Source organism: Rhizobium beringeri, assembly GCF_004306515.1.
In the GTDB taxonomy this organism is placed as follows: Bacteria; Pseudomonadota; Alphaproteobacteria; order Rhizobiales; family Rhizobiaceae; genus Rhizobium; species Rhizobium beringeri.
Genome location: NZ_SILG01000001.1, coordinates 1,369,928 through 1,388,364, shown reverse-complemented (window position 1 = coordinate 1,388,364; position 18,437 = coordinate 1,369,928). Strand labels below are relative to the sequence as shown.

Annotated in this window: 11 protein-coding genes; 7 read left to right on the top strand and 4 right to left on the bottom strand. The window is 62.1% G+C overall.

What is annotated here, in order from left to right:
• Positions 1-170 precede the first annotated feature (170 nt).
• The 3 genes from prfB to ELH03_RS07070 all read right to left on the bottom strand — a co-directional run bounded on the left by prfB (position 171) and on the right by ELH03_RS07070 (position 5,481).
• Positions 171-1,302, bottom strand: a protein-coding gene (gene prfB, locus ELH03_RS07080) for a peptide chain release factor 2 (protein WP_128404385.1) whose coding sequence is annotated in 2 segments (ribosomal slippage) — positions 171-1,232 and positions 1,234-1,302 — 1,131 coding nt in all. Because the reading frame shifts where the segments join, the coding sequence is not laid out codon by codon here.
• Between the two features lie 102 nt (positions 1,303-1,404).
• Positions 1,405-3,864 carry a penicillin-binding protein 1A gene (locus ELH03_RS07075; protein ID WP_128411714.1) on the bottom strand — a complete coding sequence of 820 codons (2,460 nt, stop codon included), beginning with the start codon at positions 3,862-3,864 and terminating at the stop codon, positions 1,405-1,407.
• A 360-nt stretch (positions 3,865-4,224) separates the two neighbouring features.
• Entirely contained in the window at positions 4,225-5,481 is a 1,257-nt protein-coding gene (locus ELH03_RS07070) for an N-acetylmuramoyl-L-alanine amidase (RefSeq protein ID WP_130658775.1), read from the bottom strand.
• A gap of 624 nt (positions 5,482-6,105) precedes the next feature.
• Between ELH03_RS07070 and ELH03_RS07065 the strand changes: the two genes are divergently transcribed.
• Together ELH03_RS07065 and ELH03_RS07060 are read left to right on the top strand one after the other, a co-directional pair.
• Entirely contained in the window at positions 6,106-8,979 is a 2,874-nt protein-coding gene (locus tag ELH03_RS07065) for an Rne/Rng family ribonuclease (RefSeq protein WP_130766206.1), read from the top strand.
• Positions 8,980-9,041: 62 nt separating this feature from the next.
• Positions 9,042-9,275 carry a type II toxin-antitoxin system VapB family antitoxin gene (locus ELH03_RS07060; RefSeq protein WP_412034399.1) on the top strand — a complete coding sequence of 78 codons (234 nt, stop codon included), beginning with the start codon at positions 9,042-9,044 and terminating at the stop codon, positions 9,273-9,275.
• 120 nt (positions 9,276-9,395) lie between these two features.
• Here the strand turns inward: ELH03_RS07060 and ELH03_RS07055 are convergent, their stop codons facing one another.
• Positions 9,396-11,054: an acyl-CoA dehydrogenase family protein gene (locus ELH03_RS07055; RefSeq protein WP_018241623.1), complete on the bottom strand. Its 1,659-nt coding sequence runs from the start codon at positions 11,052-11,054 to the stop codon at positions 9,396-9,398.
• A gap of 179 nt (positions 11,055-11,233) precedes the next feature.
• Here ELH03_RS07055 and ELH03_RS07050 point away from each other — a divergent pair, with 179 nt between their 5' ends.
• From ELH03_RS07050 to topA, 5 genes are all read left to right on the top strand, one after another.
• Entirely contained in the window at positions 11,234-12,190 is a 957-nt protein-coding gene (locus ELH03_RS07050) for an aspartate carbamoyltransferase catalytic subunit (RefSeq protein WP_018241622.1), read from the top strand.
• Positions 12,187-13,476, top strand: coding sequence for a dihydroorotase (locus ELH03_RS07045; protein WP_128404379.1), 1,290 nt, complete (start codon positions 12,187-12,189; stop codon positions 13,474-13,476). The genes ELH03_RS07050 and ELH03_RS07045 overlap by 4 nt, the downstream gene beginning before the upstream one ends.
• Positions 13,477-13,769: 293 nt before the next feature.
• On the top strand, positions 13,770-14,390 hold the full coding sequence (gene plsY / locus ELH03_RS07040; protein ID WP_130766205.1) for a glycerol-3-phosphate 1-O-acyltransferase PlsY: 621 nt from the start codon (positions 13,770-13,772) through the stop codon (positions 14,388-14,390).
• Complete coding sequence (dprA, locus tag ELH03_RS07035; protein ID WP_130766204.1) at positions 14,390-15,532, top strand: DNA-processing protein DprA; 1,143 nt, start codon at positions 14,390-14,392, stop codon at positions 15,530-15,532. The genes plsY and dprA overlap by 1 nt, the downstream gene beginning before the upstream one ends.
• 249 nt (positions 15,533-15,781) lie before the next feature.
• Complete coding sequence (topA, locus tag ELH03_RS07030) at positions 15,782-18,436, top strand: type I DNA topoisomerase (protein WP_130766203.1); 2,655 nt, start codon at positions 15,782-15,784, stop codon at positions 18,434-18,436.
• Position 18,437: the final 1 nt, after the last annotated feature.

The following is an 18,437-nucleotide window of genomic DNA, read 5'->3' as shown; positions in this document are numbered from 1 at the left end:
AAAACGTCAAGGCGATCGATCGATGAGGTGAAACGATAAGTTCTTACGCCGAACCAGAGCTATGATCGCCTCGAAGATCGAGCCGCTGAAGCGGGCCGGGCTGCCAGCCTTCCAAAACAAAAAAAGCCCCGTCTCCGGGGCTTTGTTATTTCAATCCATCGTCAATCCGATCAGTCGACATCCTCGACGACCGCGTCGGCGGCGCCGCTGATGCGGTGAGCGAGTGCAGCTTCCATGAACTCGTTCAGGTCGCCGTCGAGAACGTCGTCCGGCGCGCTGCTGGCAACGCCGGTGCGCAAGTCTTTGACCATCTGATAGGGCTGCAGCACGTAGGAGCGGATCTGGTGGCCCCAGCCGATCTCGGTCTTGGAAGCGGCTTCGGCGCTGGCAGCGTCCTCGCGCTTCTTCAGTTCGGCTTCATACATGCGGGCACGCAGCATGTCCCAGGCCTTGGCACGGTTCTTGTGCTGCGAGCGCTCCTGCTGGCACTGCACGACGATACCGGTCGGGATATGCGTGATGCGTACGGCCGAGTCAGTGGTGTTGACGTGCTGACCACCGGCGCCCGACGAACGATAGGTATCGATGCGGCAGTCGCTTTCGTTGATCTCGATCTGGATCGAGTCGTCGACAACCGGATAGACCCAGATCGACGAGAAGGAGGTGTGGCGACGCGCATTGCTGTCGTAGGGCGAGATCCGCACCAGCCGGTGCACGCCCGATTCCGTCTTCAGCCAGCCATAGGCATTGTGGCCCTTGACGAGCAGGGTCGCGGACTTGATGCCCGCCTCTTCGCCGTCATGGACTTCGAGAAGCTCGACCTTGAAGCGCTGGCGTTCGGCCCAGCGGGTGTACATGCGCAAAAGCATGTTCGCCCAGTCCTGACTTTCGGTGCCGCCGGCGCCGGAATGGACTTCGAGATAGGTGTCGTTGCCATCGGCTTCGCCGGAGAGCATGGCTTCCACCTGGCGGCGCCCTGCCTCGGCCTTCAAGGCCTTCAGCGTGTCTTCGGCTTCCTTGACGACGCTCTGGTCGCCCTCTTCCTCGCCAAGTTCGATCAGCTCGATATTGTCGTTCAGCTGCTGTTCGAGCTGCTTGACGCCGTTGATGCCGTCATCGAGCTGCTGGCGTTCGCGCATCAGTTTCTGCGCTTCGGAAGCGTCGTTCCAGAGGTTCGGATCCTCTGCCTTGTTGTTCAACCAGTCCAGCCGTCTTATCGCCTGGTCCCAGTCAAAGATGCCTCCTCAGCAGGGTGATAGCCTGCTTGGTTTCATCGACCACGTTTTCGATTTCCGCTCGCATTTTCCTGCTTCTCTGTCTCGGTCTTCTTCAGGTGCTGGTGACATAGAGACGCCCGCCGCGGATGTAAAGGGCCGCGGCGGGCGTGCAAAATTCAGGCCTCGGTCAGAACAGGCCGGGCGTGCCGGTCTGGACGGCCTGGTTCGCCTGCGGCGAGGTCTTCAGGATTTCCTCCGGCGCCATGGTGCTGTCCATGCCGATCACGGAGAAGCTGTCGGCCGGGCCGGTGCCGGGCTTGAAGGCCTCGACGATGGTGTTCGGATCGCCGTCGCCAGCCGCCATGCCGGTCTTGCGGTCGATCGAAATCAGGTTCATGCCTGATGGAATGACGAACTTCGATTCCGGCGTGTCCTTGACGGCAGCCTGCATGAATTCGTTGAAGATCGGGGCGGACAAGACGCCACCGGTGCCGCCGCGGCCGAGCGGGGCCGGCGTATCGAAGCCCATATAGAGGCCGGCGACCAGATCCGGGGTGAAGCCGACGAACCAGGCATCCTTCTCGTCGTTGGTGGTGCCGGTCTTTCCGGCGACGTCGCGACCGCCGAGATCGATCTTGCCGGCCGCGGTGCCGCGCTGGATGACGCCCTGCATCATCGAGGTGATCTGGTACGCGGTCATCGGGTCGAGAACGGTTTCGCGGTTGTCAACGACATTCGGCTCTTCCTGGTTCTGCCAGTCACCGGCATTGCAGCCCTCGCACAGACGCTCCTCATGCTTGAAGATCGTCTTGCCGTAGCGGTCCTGGATGCGGTCGATCAATGTCGGCTTGATCTGCTTGCCGCCATTGGCGATGACCGAATAGGCCGAGACCATGCGCAATACCGTCGTGTCGCCGGCGCCGAGCGACATGGAGAGAACCGGCAGCATGTGATCATAGATGCCGAAGCGCTCGGCATATTCGGCGACGATGTTCATGCCGAGATCGTTGGCGAGGCGCACCGTCATCAGGTTGCGCGAATGCTCGATGCCCGAACGCAGCGTCGACGGGCCGCCGGATTCGCCGCCGTAGTTTTCCGGCCTCCAGACCTGGCCGCCCGAGACGATTTCGATCGGCGCGTCCATGATGACCGAAGCCGGCGTATAACCATTGTCCATCGCCGCCGCGTAGACGAAAGGCTTGAACGAGGAGCCCGGCTGGCGCATCGCCTGGGTGGCGCGGTTGAATTCGGACTGGGCGTAGGAGAAGCCACCGACCATGGCGAGCACGCGGCCGGTCTTCGGATCCATGGCGACCAGGCCACCTTGCACCTTCGGCGGCTGCTGCAGGCGATAGGAGGTCGACGCGTCGTCACCGAGCTTTGCGACATAGACAACGTCACCGGGGGACACGGCGCCGACCGGCGATTTCGTGGTCTTGCGGGCGCCGTCGGCCGAACGGAAGGCCCACTGCATATTCTTGGCGTCGATCGTGCCACGTTGACGGTCGGCCGCAACCTTGCCGCTGCCATCCTTGGCCGGCTGCAGGCCGATGTCGACGGTCGAGTCGGATACCGCGAGCACGACGGCAAGCCGCCATTCCGGCACGTCGGACAGGGTGGGAATATCGGCTAGCGCCTTGCCCCAATCACCGCTTGCATCGATCTGCTTGATCGGGCCGTGGAAACCGCGGCGCTCGTCGTAAGTGACCAGACCGTCCTGCAGCGCCTTGCGGGCAGCGAGCTGCATCTGCGGATCGAGCGACGTGCGCACCGAAAGGCCGCCCTCATAGAGGACCTTTTCGCCGTACTGGTCGATCAACTGGCGGCGCACGGCTTCGGCGAAATAATCCGAAGCAAAGAGCGAAGGGCCGGTGGTGCGGGCGGTGACGCCAAGCGGCTGCTTCTTGGCTTCCTCACCGTCAGGCTGGCTGACATAACCGTTCTCGACCATGCGGTCGATCACCCAGTTGCGGCGCTCGAGCGCAGCTTCCGGATGGCGGAACGGATGATAATTGGCAGGACCTTTCGGCAGCGATGCCAGATAGGCGGCTTCGGCGACGGTCAGTTCGGTGACGGATTTGTTAAAATAGGTGAGTGCTGCGCCGGCGATGCCATAGGAATTCAGACCGAAGAAGATCTCGTTCAGGTAGAGTTCGAGGATCTTGTCCTTGCTGTAGGCCTGCTCGATACGGAAGGAAAGGATCGCTTCCTTGATCTTGCGGTCGATCGTCTGGTCCGAGCTCAAAAGGAAGTTCTTGGCCACCTGCTGGGTGATTGTCGAGGCACCGACCGGGCGGCGACCGGAACCGAAATTCTGCAGGTTGACGAGAATTGCGCGGCCGAGGCCGGTGAGATCAACGCCCGGATGATTGTAGAAATTCTTGTCTTCGGCCGACAGGAAAGCGGCCTTTACGCGGTCGGGAATGGCCTGGATCGGCAGGAAGAGACGCTTTTCCTTGGCGTATTCGGCCATCAAAGCGCCGTTGCCGGCATGGACGCGGGTGGTCACCGGCGGCGCATAGCTGTTCAGAACGGCATAGTCCGGGAGATCCTTCGCGACATTGGCGAGATAGATGGCAATACCCGCCGCCGCGACCAGAAACAGGACGCAGGCCATTCCGAAGAAATATCCAAAAAGTCTAACCATATTTTCAGCTACCGGTCTCTTCGATCTTCAATCGGCGCAGCCGCAACGATTGTACAGATCAAGGCAATTTGCACGTTGCGCGGCTTACTCCATGAGCGCTATCGCCACAAGCCGATTCCGCGCCTCAGGCTGTGAAACATAAGCCGGAGTAACGGCGCGAATGTGAGCAAAATAGGGCTGTCTGCGCCGCATTCACCGCTGCCGCAGCGTTTCATTAGAACTGTCACATCCAAGCAACGCCCGCCCCCGCCGCCAATCTGAGGCATCTTGCTCAGAACTTGATTCAGGAGAAGCACTTCAAGTCTTTGTTTTTATGCATGTCGTCGAACTGCAACCACTAAAGATTTTGGAGCGCGTGTATTAGCCGCCATTCGCCATGACGGCGGCACGGTATCGCTTGACTGCGTCGGTCAAGAGACCGGCGATCTTGCCGCGCCAGGCCTCGTCGAGCAGCAACTTCTCATCCTCGGCATTCGAGAGGAACCCGATCTCGAGAAGGATCGAGGGCACGTCAGGGGCCTGAAGCACGCGGAAGCCGGCGTGACGGTGCGGATTGTTGATAGTGCCGACCTGATCCTTGAAAGAATTCAGCACGCTCTCGGCCAGCGAGATCGAGAAGGCCTGCGTCTCGCGCCGCGTCAGATCGAGCAGGATGTCGGCAACCTCGGGCGGCTCGGCGACCGTCTCCTTGCCGGCGATCTGGTCGGAGAGGTTTTCACGTTCGGCAAGGTCGGCGGCGAGCTTGTCGGATGCCTTGTCGGAGATCGTGTAGACGGTAGCACCGCGGATATCCTTCTGCTTCAGCGTATCGGCATGCAGCGAAATGAAGAGGCCGGCATGGTTCTGGCGGGCGATCAGCACACGCTGCGAAAGCGACAGGAACTCGTCGTCCTCGCGCGTCAGGAAAGCCTTGATGCCCGGTTCCTTGTTCAGCCGGTCGGTCAACGCCTTGGCGAAGGCAAGCGTCACCTGCTTTTCCTCGGTCTTGGTGTCGACGCCGATCGCGCCGGTGTCGATGCCGCCATGGCCGGCGTCGACGGCGATGACGAAATCGCCGGGGGCAGCTTTTTCCGGTGCCGGAATGGCGCTCGTCGTCTGAGCCGCCTCAGTCCGATCGCTCCAGGATTGCGTCTTCACCAGTTCGGCAAAGGCCTTCTTGTCGATCATCTCCGCATCGAGCACGAGGCGATGGCCGTTGCCCGTCTCATCGGCCTGCACCTTGGCAAGCGCCAGCTTCACCGGCCCTGCCGTCGTCAGCACGATGCGGGCGCTCTCTTCGTCCATCTTGCCGTAGCGGATATCCTTGAACAGGCCGCGGGCGGCAAGATCTTTCGCCGGAAAACCGAAGGCGGTCGCCGGCAAGTCAACGACGATGCGTTCCGGATTGGCGATATAATGCACCGAGAAGCGCGGCTCGCGATCGAAATCGATGACGATGCGCGTCCTTGCATCGTCGCCGACGATGCGCGCGCCATAGGCAAGCAGCGGATCCCTGGCCTCGACGGAGCTGGCAGCGGCTGGCAGGAGACTGGCCGCCAAAAGCGCCGCCAGAACCCGCCTTGCGATTGTCGATCGCCGCGCTGCGGATTTCGCCGCGATCCGAGCCCTCTTAAACAATAAACCGCCACACCCTATTTGTATTGCGATGGACCCGACGCGGCTGCGGCCAACGTCCCTGTGACGAAACACCCGTTGCAGCCTGCCGAATCGCGATCACTTTATCCCCAGCTTCTATGCGTTGCGAAATCCATCAATATTATGGCACATTTGGCTTTTCCCTTGCTATTGTGACACAGAAAACATACAACGAATTTCAGGGTAAAGTGTTGACGGGATAGAGTCGCCGCGAAGGCTGCCAGCCAGATCAGGACCTGGCGCCACACCGGTCATCGTCCGCCGTCTCATGCGCTTAATCCCTAGAACTGGATCCTGATTTTCCGGCTTATTGTCGGAATTCATTGGTGGATCAGCCACCACGCTCTCAGGGAGCAAACTCATCGGACCCGAACGGGTCTTCGTATTTGTCGATCACGCTTGGTTGTTGATGGTTTCGCAGCAGGTTTTATCTGAAGTGTACAGGCCCCGGACCGAAATGGTTCCGGCTGCGGTCTGGCTGCTGCCCTCCCCCTCGCATCAGGCGCGACTTTCATTATCCGGCGCGGCCACTGCGGACCGCATTCTTTCTGTCTCAACAGCAGTCGGGAATGCGCTCTCGCGGCCACGCCGAGGAGCACAGCTTACATGGCAGACAAAATGCTTATCGATGCGTCTCACGAGGAAGAGACGCGCGTCGTTGTCGTTCGCGGGAACCGCATAGAAGAATTTGACTTCGAGTCCCAGCACAAGAAGCAGATCCGCGGCAACATCTATCTTGCAAAGGTAACGAGGGTCGAGCCCTCGCTGCAAGCCGCCTTCGTCGATTACGGCGGCAACCGGCACGGCTTCCTGGCCTTTGCCGAAATCCATCCCGACTATTATCAGATACCGCTTGCCGACCGTCAGGCATTGCTTCGGGCGGAAGCCGAGGAGCATCGCCGCGACGAGGACGTCGAGCATGTCGAAACCGCACCGATGGTCGATCTTTCCAAGCAGGATCAGCCGGATGTCGGCATCGTGCCGGCAGAGGCGCCGGAAACGGCAGCGGTAACGGAAGAGACGGCAACGGTAGAGACAGCGGCGTCGCCCGCGGCCGCCGAGGAAGCGCCTGCGAAGAAGGCAAGGCCGCGCCGCAGCCGCAAGAAGGTCGTAGAACCGGCCGCCGAAACGACCGCGACCGAAGACGCTGTTCCGACAGACGTTGAAGCCGAAGGCGCTTCGACCGTCGACAATGAGGATGACGGCTCGCCCGGCGGCGCGATGGCCGCGATGGTGGAAACCGACTCGATCTCCGAAGACGTCGATACCAGCAAGCGTCGCCACGATGATGACGACGATGATGACGATCACGGCGAAGAGGAAGTCATCGAATCCGTCGGCGCCGAAGACGCGATGGAAGAAGTGCCGGACCGCGTACAGCGCAAGCCGCGCAAGCAGTACCGCATTCAGGAAGTCATCAAGCGCCGCCAGATCCTGCTCGTGCAGGTCGCCAAGGAAGAGCGCGGCAACAAGGGTGCAGCCCTTACCACCTATCTCTCGCTCGCCGGCCGCTATTCCGTCCTGATGCCGAACACGGCGCGCGGTGGCGGCATTTCCCGCAAGATCACCAACCCTGCCGACCGCAAGCGCCTGAAGGAAATCGCGCGCCTGCTCGAGGTGCCGCAGGGCATGGGCGTCATTCTTCGCACCGCCGGTGCCAACCGCACAAAGGTCGAGGTCAAGCGTGACTTCGAATATCTGATGCGCCTGTGGGAGAATGTGCGCACGCTGACGCTGGCGTCCACCGCTCCCTGCCTCGTCTATGAGGAAGGCTCGCTGATCAAGCGCTCGATCCGCGACCTCTACAACAAGGATATCAGCGAAGTCATCGTTTCCGGTGAAGAAGGCTATCGTGAAGCGAAAGACTTCATGAAGATGCTGATGCCGAGCCATGCCAAGGTGGTTCAGCCCTACCGCGACATCCACCCGATCTTCTCGCGCTCCGGCATCGAAGCTCAGCTCGACCGCATGCTGCAGCCGCAGGTGACGCTAAAGTCCGGCGGCTACCTGATCATGAACCAGACCGAAGCGCTGGTCTCGATCGACGTCAACTCCGGCCGCTCGACCCGCGAACATTCGATCGAAGACACCGCGCTGCAGACGAATCTCGAGGCTGCAGACGAAGTCGCCCGCCAGCTTCGCCTTCGCGACCTTGCCGGCCTGATCGTCATCGACTTCATCGACATGGAAGAGAAGCGCAACAACCGCGCTGTCGAGAAGAAGCTGAAGGAATGCCTGAAGAACGATCGCGCCCGCATCCAGGTCGGGCGGATCTCGCATTTCGGCCTGCTCGAAATGTCGCGACAGCGCATCCGCGCGTCGGTTCTCGAATCCACCACGCAGGTCTGCTCGCATTGTGGCGGCACCGGCCATGTGCGCTCGCAGTCCTCCGTCGCCCTGCATGTCCTGCGCGGTATCGAGGAATATCTGCTGAAGAACACCACGCACAACATCACCGTGCGCACCACGCCTGACATCGCGCTCTACCTGCTCAACCACAAGCGCCAGACGATCATCGATTACGAAAGCCGTTTCGGCGTCGCTATCGTCATCGATGCGGACGGTTCGGTCGGCGCACAGCATTTCGCGATCGATCGCGGCGACCCGGTGGAAAACCCGGTCAAGATCGAAACTCTCTTCAACTTCGCGGCCATTCCCGCGGATGACGACGACGACATCGTCATCGAAGTGGATGAGGAGGAAGACGAGGAACTCGAGGAAAAACCGGCCGTTGCCGAACGGCCCGTCGCAGCACGCTCGGAAGGCGAAGCTGACGGCAACCGCAAGCGCAAGCGCCGCAGGCGCCGCCGTGGCCGCAACGGCAATGCCGAGCAGCCGGCATCGGCAGCAGGCGAAGCCGGCGACGAGGATGAGGACGGTGACGACGAGGGCAGCGAAGGTGATGAAAACACCGAAGCTACGCCCGAGACACGCGCTGAAAGCGAGGAATCGCAGCGCCGCAAGCGGCGCCGTCGCGGCAAGCGTGGCGGCCGTCGCAATCGCGCCGAAGATGGCTCCGAACTGACAGCTGGCGAAGCCGGTGAAGACAATGGCGGCGACGAGGACGAAGGCGACGACGTTTCGAACGAGGGCGCTCCGAGCGAAGCCGTAGCGGTCGAGGCAATTGCCGAGCAGGCCGACGCAGGCCAGGCCGCGATGGCAGCCGTCGAGAGCGCAACCGTCATAACCGAAGATGTGAAGCCTGCCCGCAGCCGCGGCCGCCGCAAACCGGCCGCAGCGCCGGTTGAGGAACCGGTTGCCGAGACTGCACCTGTGGCTGAGGCCGAACCGGAATTGGTTGAAGCCTCCGCCGATCTCGAAACATCCGTTCAGGAAGAGGCAAAGCCGGTTCGCGCCAACCGCGAATCCAACATCTCTTCCTCCGAGCCGACGGTGAAATCCACCCGCGTCGAGAATGGCGAAGGCGATGACGGCAAGCCGAAGAAAGCCGGTTGGTGGCAACGCCGTGGCTTCTTCTGAACGCTGATTTTCGGACGTAAACACTGAAATCCGGCCGCGGCGACGCGGCCGGATTTTTGTTTATGGCGATGACATCGTCGCCGAGCTTGAACTGCCGTGACGTGGATGTGTATCTTTATGATAATCATACACTTGAGGCGCGATCGCGGACGAATATCGGTATCGATGATGCCTTGCTCGACGCGGCAATGACCGCCACGGGATTGGCGACAAAAAAGGCCATCGTTGACCGGGCCTTGCGAAGTCTCGTTGAGAGCACCGCCGGAAAAATGCGATCGCAGATCTCGCAGGGATAGGCTGGGAAGGCGACCTCGGCGCGATACGTCGCGACCGGCCGGACGATAAACTGTGATCGTCGTCGACAGGGTCCGATGGTCGAGCGTCTCAGCCTCAGGACCGCCTCAGCCCACTTGCGATCAGGCAGCCGGCGGATAGAGCAGGTCGACGATGTAGCTGGCGTCGAAGCGGGAATCGAGCATGCCGTAGGTGGAGCGCCAGCCGCCGGCAAGACGCGTCTCGATGAAGGCATCGGCAATGCGCCCAGCGCCCAGCCGATAGAGTTCGGCAGCACCGGCGGCAAGCGCCAGCTGCTCAACGAGCAGGCGCGCGGCGCCCTCATCCTGTTCACACAGCGCGATTGCGGCGCGCAGCACGTCGATCGTCTTCTTGCCGGCAGGGCCGAGATCACGGGCTAGGCCGGCGAAGACCGTTTCGAACAGATCCTTGCCGCGGTTGAGCACGCGCAGCACGTCGAGCGCCATGACGTTCCCGGAGCCTTCCCAGATGGCGTTGACGGGAGCCTCGCGGTAGTGGCGGGCGATCGGGCGTTCTTCGATATAGCCATTGCCGCCGATGCATTCCATCGCCTCGTAGATCAGCGCGGGCGCGATCTTGCAGCACCAGTATTTGGCGACCGGCGTCATGACGCGGGCATAGGCCGCCTCCTCGGCATTGCCACGCGCCTTGTCAAAGGCGTCGGCTAGACGGAAGGACAGTGCCGTCGCGGCGGCGACGTCGAGCGCCATGTCGGCGAGCACGCGCGTCATGATCGGTTGGTTGACGAGCATCTTGCCGAAGACGCTGCGGCCGCGGGTGTGGTGCACGGCTTCGGCGAGCGAGGCGCGCATGATGCCTGACGAGGCCAGCGCGCAGTCGAGCCGGGTCAACGTCACCATGTCAAGGATCGTGCGGATGCCGGCATCCGGACCACCGAGCAGGAAACCGAAGGTGTCTGTAAACTCAACCTCGGAAGAGGCGTTGGAGCGGTTGCCGACCTTGTCCTTCAGCCGCTGAAACTGCAGCCCGTTGGCGGAACCATCCTCCAGAAGGCGTGGCACGAGAAAGCAGCCCATGCCCTCCTTCGTCTGCGCCAGCATGATGAAGGCATCGCTCATCGGCGCGGACATGAACCACTTGTGCCCGGACAGCCGGTAGATGCCCTCGCTGACCTTTTCGGCAGCGCTCCTGTTGGCGCGCACATCCGTGCCGCCCTGCTTTTCCGTCATGCCCATGCCGATGGTCACGGCGGATTTCTGCATGGCGGGCTTGTTCGACGAATCATATTTGCGCGAGAGAATTTTGGGCGCCCAGTCCTTCTGGACCGCGGGCGAGGCCGAGAGTGCCGCAACGGAGGCGCTCGTCATCGTCAGCGGGCAGAGATGGCCGGATTCCAGCTGCGATGTCAGATAAAACCGCGCGGCGCGAACCTTATGGGCCTCGTCCTTGGCATCGGTATCGGCTTGGGGATCCCAGACGGAGGAATGCAGGCCGACCGACATGGAGCGGCGCATCAGCGCATGCCAGGCGGGGTGAAACTCGACGACGTCGACGCGTTCACCGCGCGGACCGTGGGTGCGCAGCTGCGGCGCGCCCTGGTTCGCCATGCGCGCCATCTCCTGCGCCTCCGGCGAGGTGACGTAGCGGCCCATGTTTTCCAGGTCTTCGCGGATGCCGCGCGGCAGGGCAGCCGTCAGGTCGACGATCAGCGGATCGGACCGATAGGCGTTGATGCCGGACCACAGGCTCGGCTGGTTGAGTTCTGCGAGTTTGTCGTCAGTCCGGTTGGCGGAGGTCATAATTCGCTTCTAGTGTAAGAACCCGGCAAAGGGAAACCGGAAGTTATGATTCGGTTCATTCTGCTCTATCGGAATTCGAGCGAAAATGCATGGGGACATAAGCCTTTGCCCACAGCACATGCTTGCCCCAGCGGGCAGCACTCTTTATAGACCCGCCAGAGACAGCAAGAGGCAGGGTCATGGTCTTTTTCCCCCACCGCCACCTCATCGGCATCAAGGGCCTCACCGAGCAGGATATTACCTATCTTCTCGACAAGGCGGATGAGGCCGTCAAGATCAGCCGCCAGAGAGAGAAGAAGACGTCGACGCTGCGCGGGCTGACGCAGATCAACCTCTTCTTCGAGGCATCGACCCGCACGCAGGCCTCCTTCGAGCTTGCCGGCAAACGGCTCGGCGCCGACGTCATGAACATGTCGGTCGGCAATTCCTCGGTGAAGAAAGGCGAAACGCTGATCGACACGGCGATGACGCTGAATGCGATGCGCCCCGATGTGCTGGTGATCCGCCATTCGAGCGCCGGTGCGGCCGCCCTTCTCGCCCAGAAGGTTTCCTGCTCGGTTGTCAATGCCGGCGACGGGCAGCACGAACATCCGACCCAGGCACTGCTCGACGCGCTGACGATCCGCCGCGCCAAGGGCAAGCTGTCGCGCATCATCGTGGCGATCTGCGGCGACGTACTGCATTCGCGGGTGGCGCGCTCCAATATCCTGCTGCTCAACGCCATGGGCGCCCGCGTCCGTGTCGTCGCGCCTGCGACCCTCCTGCCCGCCGGCATCGCCGAGATGGGCGTCGAGGTCTTTCATTCGATGCAGGAAGGGCTGAAGGACGCCGACGTCGTGATGATGCTGCGGCTGCAGCGCGAACGCATGTCCGGCGCCTTCGTGCCTTCGGTGCGCGAATACTATCACTTCTACGGGCTCGATGCCGAAACGCTGAAGGCGGCGAAGGACGACGCGCTGGTCATGCATCCAGGCCCGATGAACCGCGGCGTCGAAATCGCTTCGGAAGTGGCGGACGGGCCGCAGAGCGTGATCGCCGAACAGGTGGAGATGGGGGTCGCGGTGCGCATGGCCGTCATGGAGACGCTGCTCGTCTCGCAGAACCAGGGTCCCCGAAGCGATGGAATGATGGCATGAGCAACCCGATCGTCCTCAAGAACGTCCGCATCATCGACCCCTCGCGCAATCTCGACGAAGTCGGGACGATCATCGCCGAAAACGGCGTGATTCTTGCCGCCGGCGGCGAGGCGCAGAACCAGGGTGCACCGGAAGGCGCCGTCATCCGCGACTGCACGGGCCTTGTCGCGACGCCCGGGCTCGTCGATGCGCGCGTCCATGTTGGCGAACCCGGCGGCGAACACCGCGAAACGATCGCCTCGGCGAGCCGGGCGGCGGCGGCCGGCGGCGTCACCTCAATCATCATGATGCCGGACACCGATCCGATCATAGACGACATCGCGCTCGTCGAATTCGTCAAGAAGACGGCGCGGGATACGGCCGCCGTCAACGTCTATCCGGCGGCCGCCATCACCAAGGGCCTTGCCGGCGAAGAGATGACGGAGATCGGCCTCTTGATGCAGGCAGGCGCCGTCGCCTTCACCGATGCCCATTCCAGCGTCCACGACACGCAGGTGCTGCGCCGGATCATGACCTATGCGCGCGAATTCGGCGCCGTCATCTCCTGCGAAACGCGCGACAAATATCTCGGCGCCAACGGCGTCATGCATGAGGGGCTTTTCGCCAGTTGGCTCGGGCTCTCCGGCATTCCGAGGGAAGCCGAACTCATCCCGCTCGAACGCGATCTCAGGATCGCGCAGCTGACGCGCGGCCGTTATCACGCCGCGATGATCTCGGTGCCGGAATCGGTCGAGGCGATCGAACGCGCCCGCAGCCGCGGCGCCAAGGTGACCTGCGGCATCTCGATCAACAATCTGGCGCTCAACGAAAACGACATCGGCGAATACCGCACCTTCTTCAAGCTCTATCCACCGCTGCGCCCGGAAGATGACCGGGTGGCCATGGCCGACGCCCTTGCAAGCGGCGCGATCGATATCATCGTCTCTTCGCACGACCCGCAGGATGTCGATACGAAGCGCCTGCCCTTTGGCGAGGCGGAGGACGGCGCGATCGGCCTCGAAACCATGCTGGCGGCAGCCCTCAGGCTTCACCATGGCGGCCAGGTGAGTCTGATGCGCCTGATCGACGCCATGTCCACCCGCCCCGCGCAAATCTTCGGCCTCGCGGCCGGCACGTTGAAGCCGGGCGCTGCGGCCGATATCACGCTGATCGATCTCGATGAGCCTTGGCTTGTCGCCAAAGACATGCTTCTCTCCCGCTCGAAGAATACGCCGTTTGAGGATGCGCGTTTCAGCGGGCGGGCGGTCGCGACATACGTCTCGGGAAAGCTTGTCCACGCACTCTAGAGCAATTCCTGATTTCTCTGAGTGACGGAAATGCTCTATCTTTTGGTTTTTACGCAATTCCGGACGCAAAACCGCTGCGCAGTTTTGCTGGAATTGCTCTAGAACAGGATGACTTTAGGCTGCGTCGGCCTAAAATCTGAATCCTGTTCTAAATTAAATAGTTAGAGCATGACGTCGTCCGAAAACCGCTCACAGTTTTCGGCATCATGCTCTAGGATCGACACCATCGCCGTCCATCCCCCAGCGGGAGAAGGCTGACTCGAGGATAGGCCACGGAGGGGCTGAGGGGGCATATGTTATCCAATCTGATGTCATGGCAGATCACGCTGCCGATCGCGCTTGCCGCCGCCGTTATCGGCTATCTCTTCGGCTCGATCCCCTTCGGCCTGATCCTGACGCGAGCCGCCGGCCTCGGCGACGTGCGCAGCATCGGTTCCGGCAATATCGGCGCAACCAATGTGCTCAGAACAGGAAACCGGACGCTTGCCGCGGCGACGCTGCTGCTCGATGCGCTGAAAGCATCGGCCGCAGCCTGGATCGTCGGCTACTTCCTCGGTGAGGAGGCCGCGATCATCGCCGGCTTTTTCGCTTTCATCGGCCATCTCTTCCCCGTCTGGATCGGCTTCAAGGGCGGCAAGGGTGTCGCCACCTATATCGGCACCCTGCTCGGCGTGGCGCCGATCATGGTCGTGCTCTTCGCCGCCGTCTGGCTGGCGGTCGCCTTCACCACCCGCTACTCCTCACTGTCAGCGTTGATTGCCATGCTTGTCATTCCGGTTGCGCTGTGGATACTGGGTAACGAAAAGGTTGCAGCTGTCATGGCGATCATGACCCTCATCTCCTACTGGAAGCATAAGGCGAATATTTCGCGCCTGATGGGCGGGACGGAAAGCAAGATCGGGGCAAAGGGATAATGGATGCGCTGAGCGCCGGACCAAAAGGCGTTGTTCTGACCGAACGGCAAAGAATTGCTTGGTTGCGCCTCATCCGTTCCGACAATATTGGCCCTGCCACCTTTCGCGACCTCATCAATCATTTCGGTTCGGCTGAGGCAGCACTTGCCGCACTGCCGGAGCTTTCGGCGCGCGGCGGCGCCACGCGGGCAATCCGCATCGCCAGCGAGGCCGAGGCGCATCGGGAACTCGAGGCGGCGCGTCGCTTCGGCGCCCGCTTCGTCGGCATCGGCGAGCCGGACTACCCGCAAGCGCTGAAGCAGATCGACGGCGCGCCGCCGCTTCTGGCCGTTAAGGGCGCGCTTGCCGCCGCCAACCGACCGGCCGTCGGCATCGTCGGCTCGCGCAATGCCTCGATCGCAGGCGCGAAATTCGCGGCGATGGTAGCACGCGACTGCGGCCGGGCTGGATATACCGTGGTCTCCGGCCTGGCGCGCGGCATCGATACTGCAGCCCACCGGGCAAGCCTCGACACAGGCACGATCGCCGCCCTTGCCGGCGGCCTCGACCAGCCCTACCCGCCGGAGAATATCGGCCTGCTCGAGGAGATAACCAGCGGCAACGGCCTGGCGGTGAGCGAAATGCCCTTCGGCTGGGAGCCCCGTGCCCGCGACTTTCCGCGCCGCAACCGGCTGATCGCCGGCATCGGGCTTGGCCTCGTCGTCATCGAAGCGGCGGCGCGTTCGGGCTCGCTGATCACGGCAAGGCTTGCCGGCGAGTTCGGCCGCCTGGTGTTTGCCGTGCCCGGCTCACCGCTCGATCCGCGCTGCCATGGCACCAACGGCCTGCTGAAGGACGGTGCTTCGATCGTCACCGCACCCGCCGATGTCATCGAGGCCCTGGCGCCGCTTGCGCAATTCGACCTGTTCCCGTCATCGATGGCGGAGGAGCCTGCGCCTGGCGGCAAGTCCATATCGGTACCACCCGGCGATTCCGATCGAAACCGCATCATCGATGCGCTCGGGCCGACGCCGGTCGAGATCGACGACGTCATCCGTCATACCGGCCTCTCGGCATCCGCGGTCTATCTCATCCTTCTGGAGCTTGATATTGCCGGCAGGCTGCACCGGCAGCAGGGCGGCCTCGTCTCGCTTTCCGATTGAACCTTGCGCGACATCAGGCGGCGGCTACGCGAATTGCCGAACCCTGTGTCGAAAAACCTTTGATAACCTATCTAAAATTGTATTTTGCCGATAATCTCCCCTCGGCTGCAACAGATGCAAGAGGTAAAATTGTAGCAAACCCCTTGACCGCGGCGATTTCCCTGTCCATGTCGGAGGGCCGATATCCAAGTTGCGGTATGTGTTGCGCTGGTTTCAACGCTGGCGTCGCTTCCTTTTTAGAGAATCATCATGAATGTTGTAGTGGTGGAATCGCCTGCCAAGGCCAAGACGATCAATAAGTATCTGGGTCCGGGATACAAAGTGCTCGCCTCCTTCGGCCATGTGCGCGATCTGCCTGCCAAGGATGGCTCAGTCCTCCCCGATCAGGATTTCGAAATGCTTTGGGAGGTCGACAGCGCCTCCGCCAAGCGGATGAAGGACATTGCCGACGCGGTGAAATCCGCCGACGGCCTGTTTCTCGCAACCGACCCGGATCGCGAAGGCGAAGCGATTTCCTGGCACGTTCTCGACATGCTGAACAAGAAGCGCGTGCTGAACGGCAAGCCGGTCAAGCGCGTCGTCTTCAATGCGATCACCAAGAAGGCGGTGCTCGACGCGATGGCCGATCCGCGCGACATCGACGTGCCGCTGGTCGACGCTTATCTCGCGCGCCGCGCGCTCGACTATCTCGTCGGCTTCAATCTTTCGCCGGTGCTGTGGCGCAAGCTGCCCGGCGCACGGTCGGCCGGCCGCGTTCAGTCGGTGGCACTTCGCCTGGTCTGCGATCGCGAATCCGAGATCGAGCGCTTCATTTCCGAAGAGTACTGGAACATCTCGGCGCTTCTGAAGACGCCGCGCGGCGACGAGTTCGAGGCAAGGCTGGTTTCGGCGAACGGCAAACGGCTGCAGCCACGCGCGATTGGCAACGGTGAGGATGCCGGCCGGCTGAAGGCACTGCTCGAAGGTGCGAGCTATGTCGTCGATACGGTCGAGGCGAAGCCGGTCAAGCGCAACCCGGGACCGCCGTTTACGACCTCGACGCTGCAGCAGGCCGCCTCCTCCAATCTCGGCTTCTCCGCCTCGCGCACCATGCAGATTGCGCAGAGGCTCTATGAGGGTGTCGATATCGGCGGCGAGACGGTCGGTCTCATCACCTATATGCGAACCGACGGCGTTCAGATGGCGCCCGAGGCGATCGATGCGGCACGCAGCGCCATCGTCGACCAGTTCGGCGAACGCTACATGCCGGAAAAGCCGCGCTTCTACTCGACCAAGGCGAAGAACGCCCAGGAGGCGCACGAGGCGATCCGTCCGACCGATTTCTATCGTTCGCCCGACCGTGTGCGCAAATTCCTCGATGCCGATCAGATCCGGCTCTACGAGTTGATCTGGAAGCGCGGTATCGCCAGCCAGATGGCGTCGGCCGAGATCGAGCGCACGACGGCTGAAATCACCGCTGACAACAAGGGCGAGAAGGCCGGGCTTCGCGCCGTCGGTTCCGTGATCCGCTTCGACGGCTTCATCGCCGCCTATACCGACCAGAAGGAGGATGGCGAGCAGAGCGACGACGGCGACGAGGATGGCCGCCTGCCGGAGATCATTGCGCGCGAAACGCTCGCCAAGCAGAAGATCAATTCGACCCAGCATTTCACCGAGCCGCCGCCGCGTTATTCGGAAGCCTCGCTCATCAAGAAGATGGAAGAGCTCGGCATCGGCCGCCCCTCCACCTATGCTGCGACCCTCGCGACATTACGCGACCGCGACTATGTGACGATCGACAAGCGCAAGCTGATCCCGCAGGCCAAGGGCCGGCTGGTGACGGCTTTCCTCGAAAGCTTCTTCACCAAATATGTCGAATACGACTTCACCGCCGACCTTGAGGAAAAGCTCGACCGGATTTCGGCCGGCGAGTTGAACTGGAAGCAGGTGCTGCGCGATTTCTGGAAGGATTTCTTCGCCCAGATCGAGGACACCAAGGAGCTGCGCGTCACCAATGTGCTCGATTCACTGAACGAGGCGCTGGCACCACTCGTCTTCCCGAAACGGGAAGACGGCAGCGATCCCAGAATCTGCCAGGTCTGCGGTACCGGAAACCTGTCGCTGAAGCTCGGCAAATATGGCGCCTTCGTCGGCTGTTCGAACTATCCGGAATGCAACTACACCCGCCAGCTCTCTTCTGAAAACGGCGGAGAAGCAGACGGCGCAGCACTTAACGAGCCGAAGAACCTCGGCACCGATCCGACTACCGGCGAGGACCTGACGCTGCGTTCCGGCCGCTTCGGCCCCTATATCCAGCGCGGCGACGGCAAGGAAGCCAAACGCGCTTCGCTGCCGAAGGGCTGGAAGCCCGAGGACATCGATTATGAAAAGGCGATGGCGCTGATCTCGCTGCCGCGCGATATCGGCAAACATCCTGAAACGGGCAAGATGATCTCGTCCGGTATCGGCCGCTATGGGCCGTTCCTCCTCCATGACGGTTCCTATGCCAATCTGGAAACCGTCGAGGACGTGTTCTCGGTCGGCCTCAACCGTGCCGTGACTGTTATCGCCGAAAAGGCGAAACAGGCCCCGGGCCGGGGCGGGCGCGGCACGCCGGCGGCGCTGAAGACCCTCGGTGATCATCCTGATGGCGGCGCCATCACCGTTCGCGACGGCAAGTACGGCCCCTATGTCAACTGGGGCAAGATCAACGCCACACTGCCGAAGGGCAAAGATCCCCAGGCGATCACCGTCGAGGAGGCGCTTGCGCTGATCGCCGAAAAGGCCGGCAAGGCACCTGTGGGCAAGGCGGCCAAGGCGAAAGCCAAGCCGAAGGCGGCAGCCGCCGAAGCCAAGGCCACCAAGACGGCCGCCAAGCCGAAGGCAACGAAGGCGAAAGCGCCCACGAAATCGAAAAAGAGCTGAC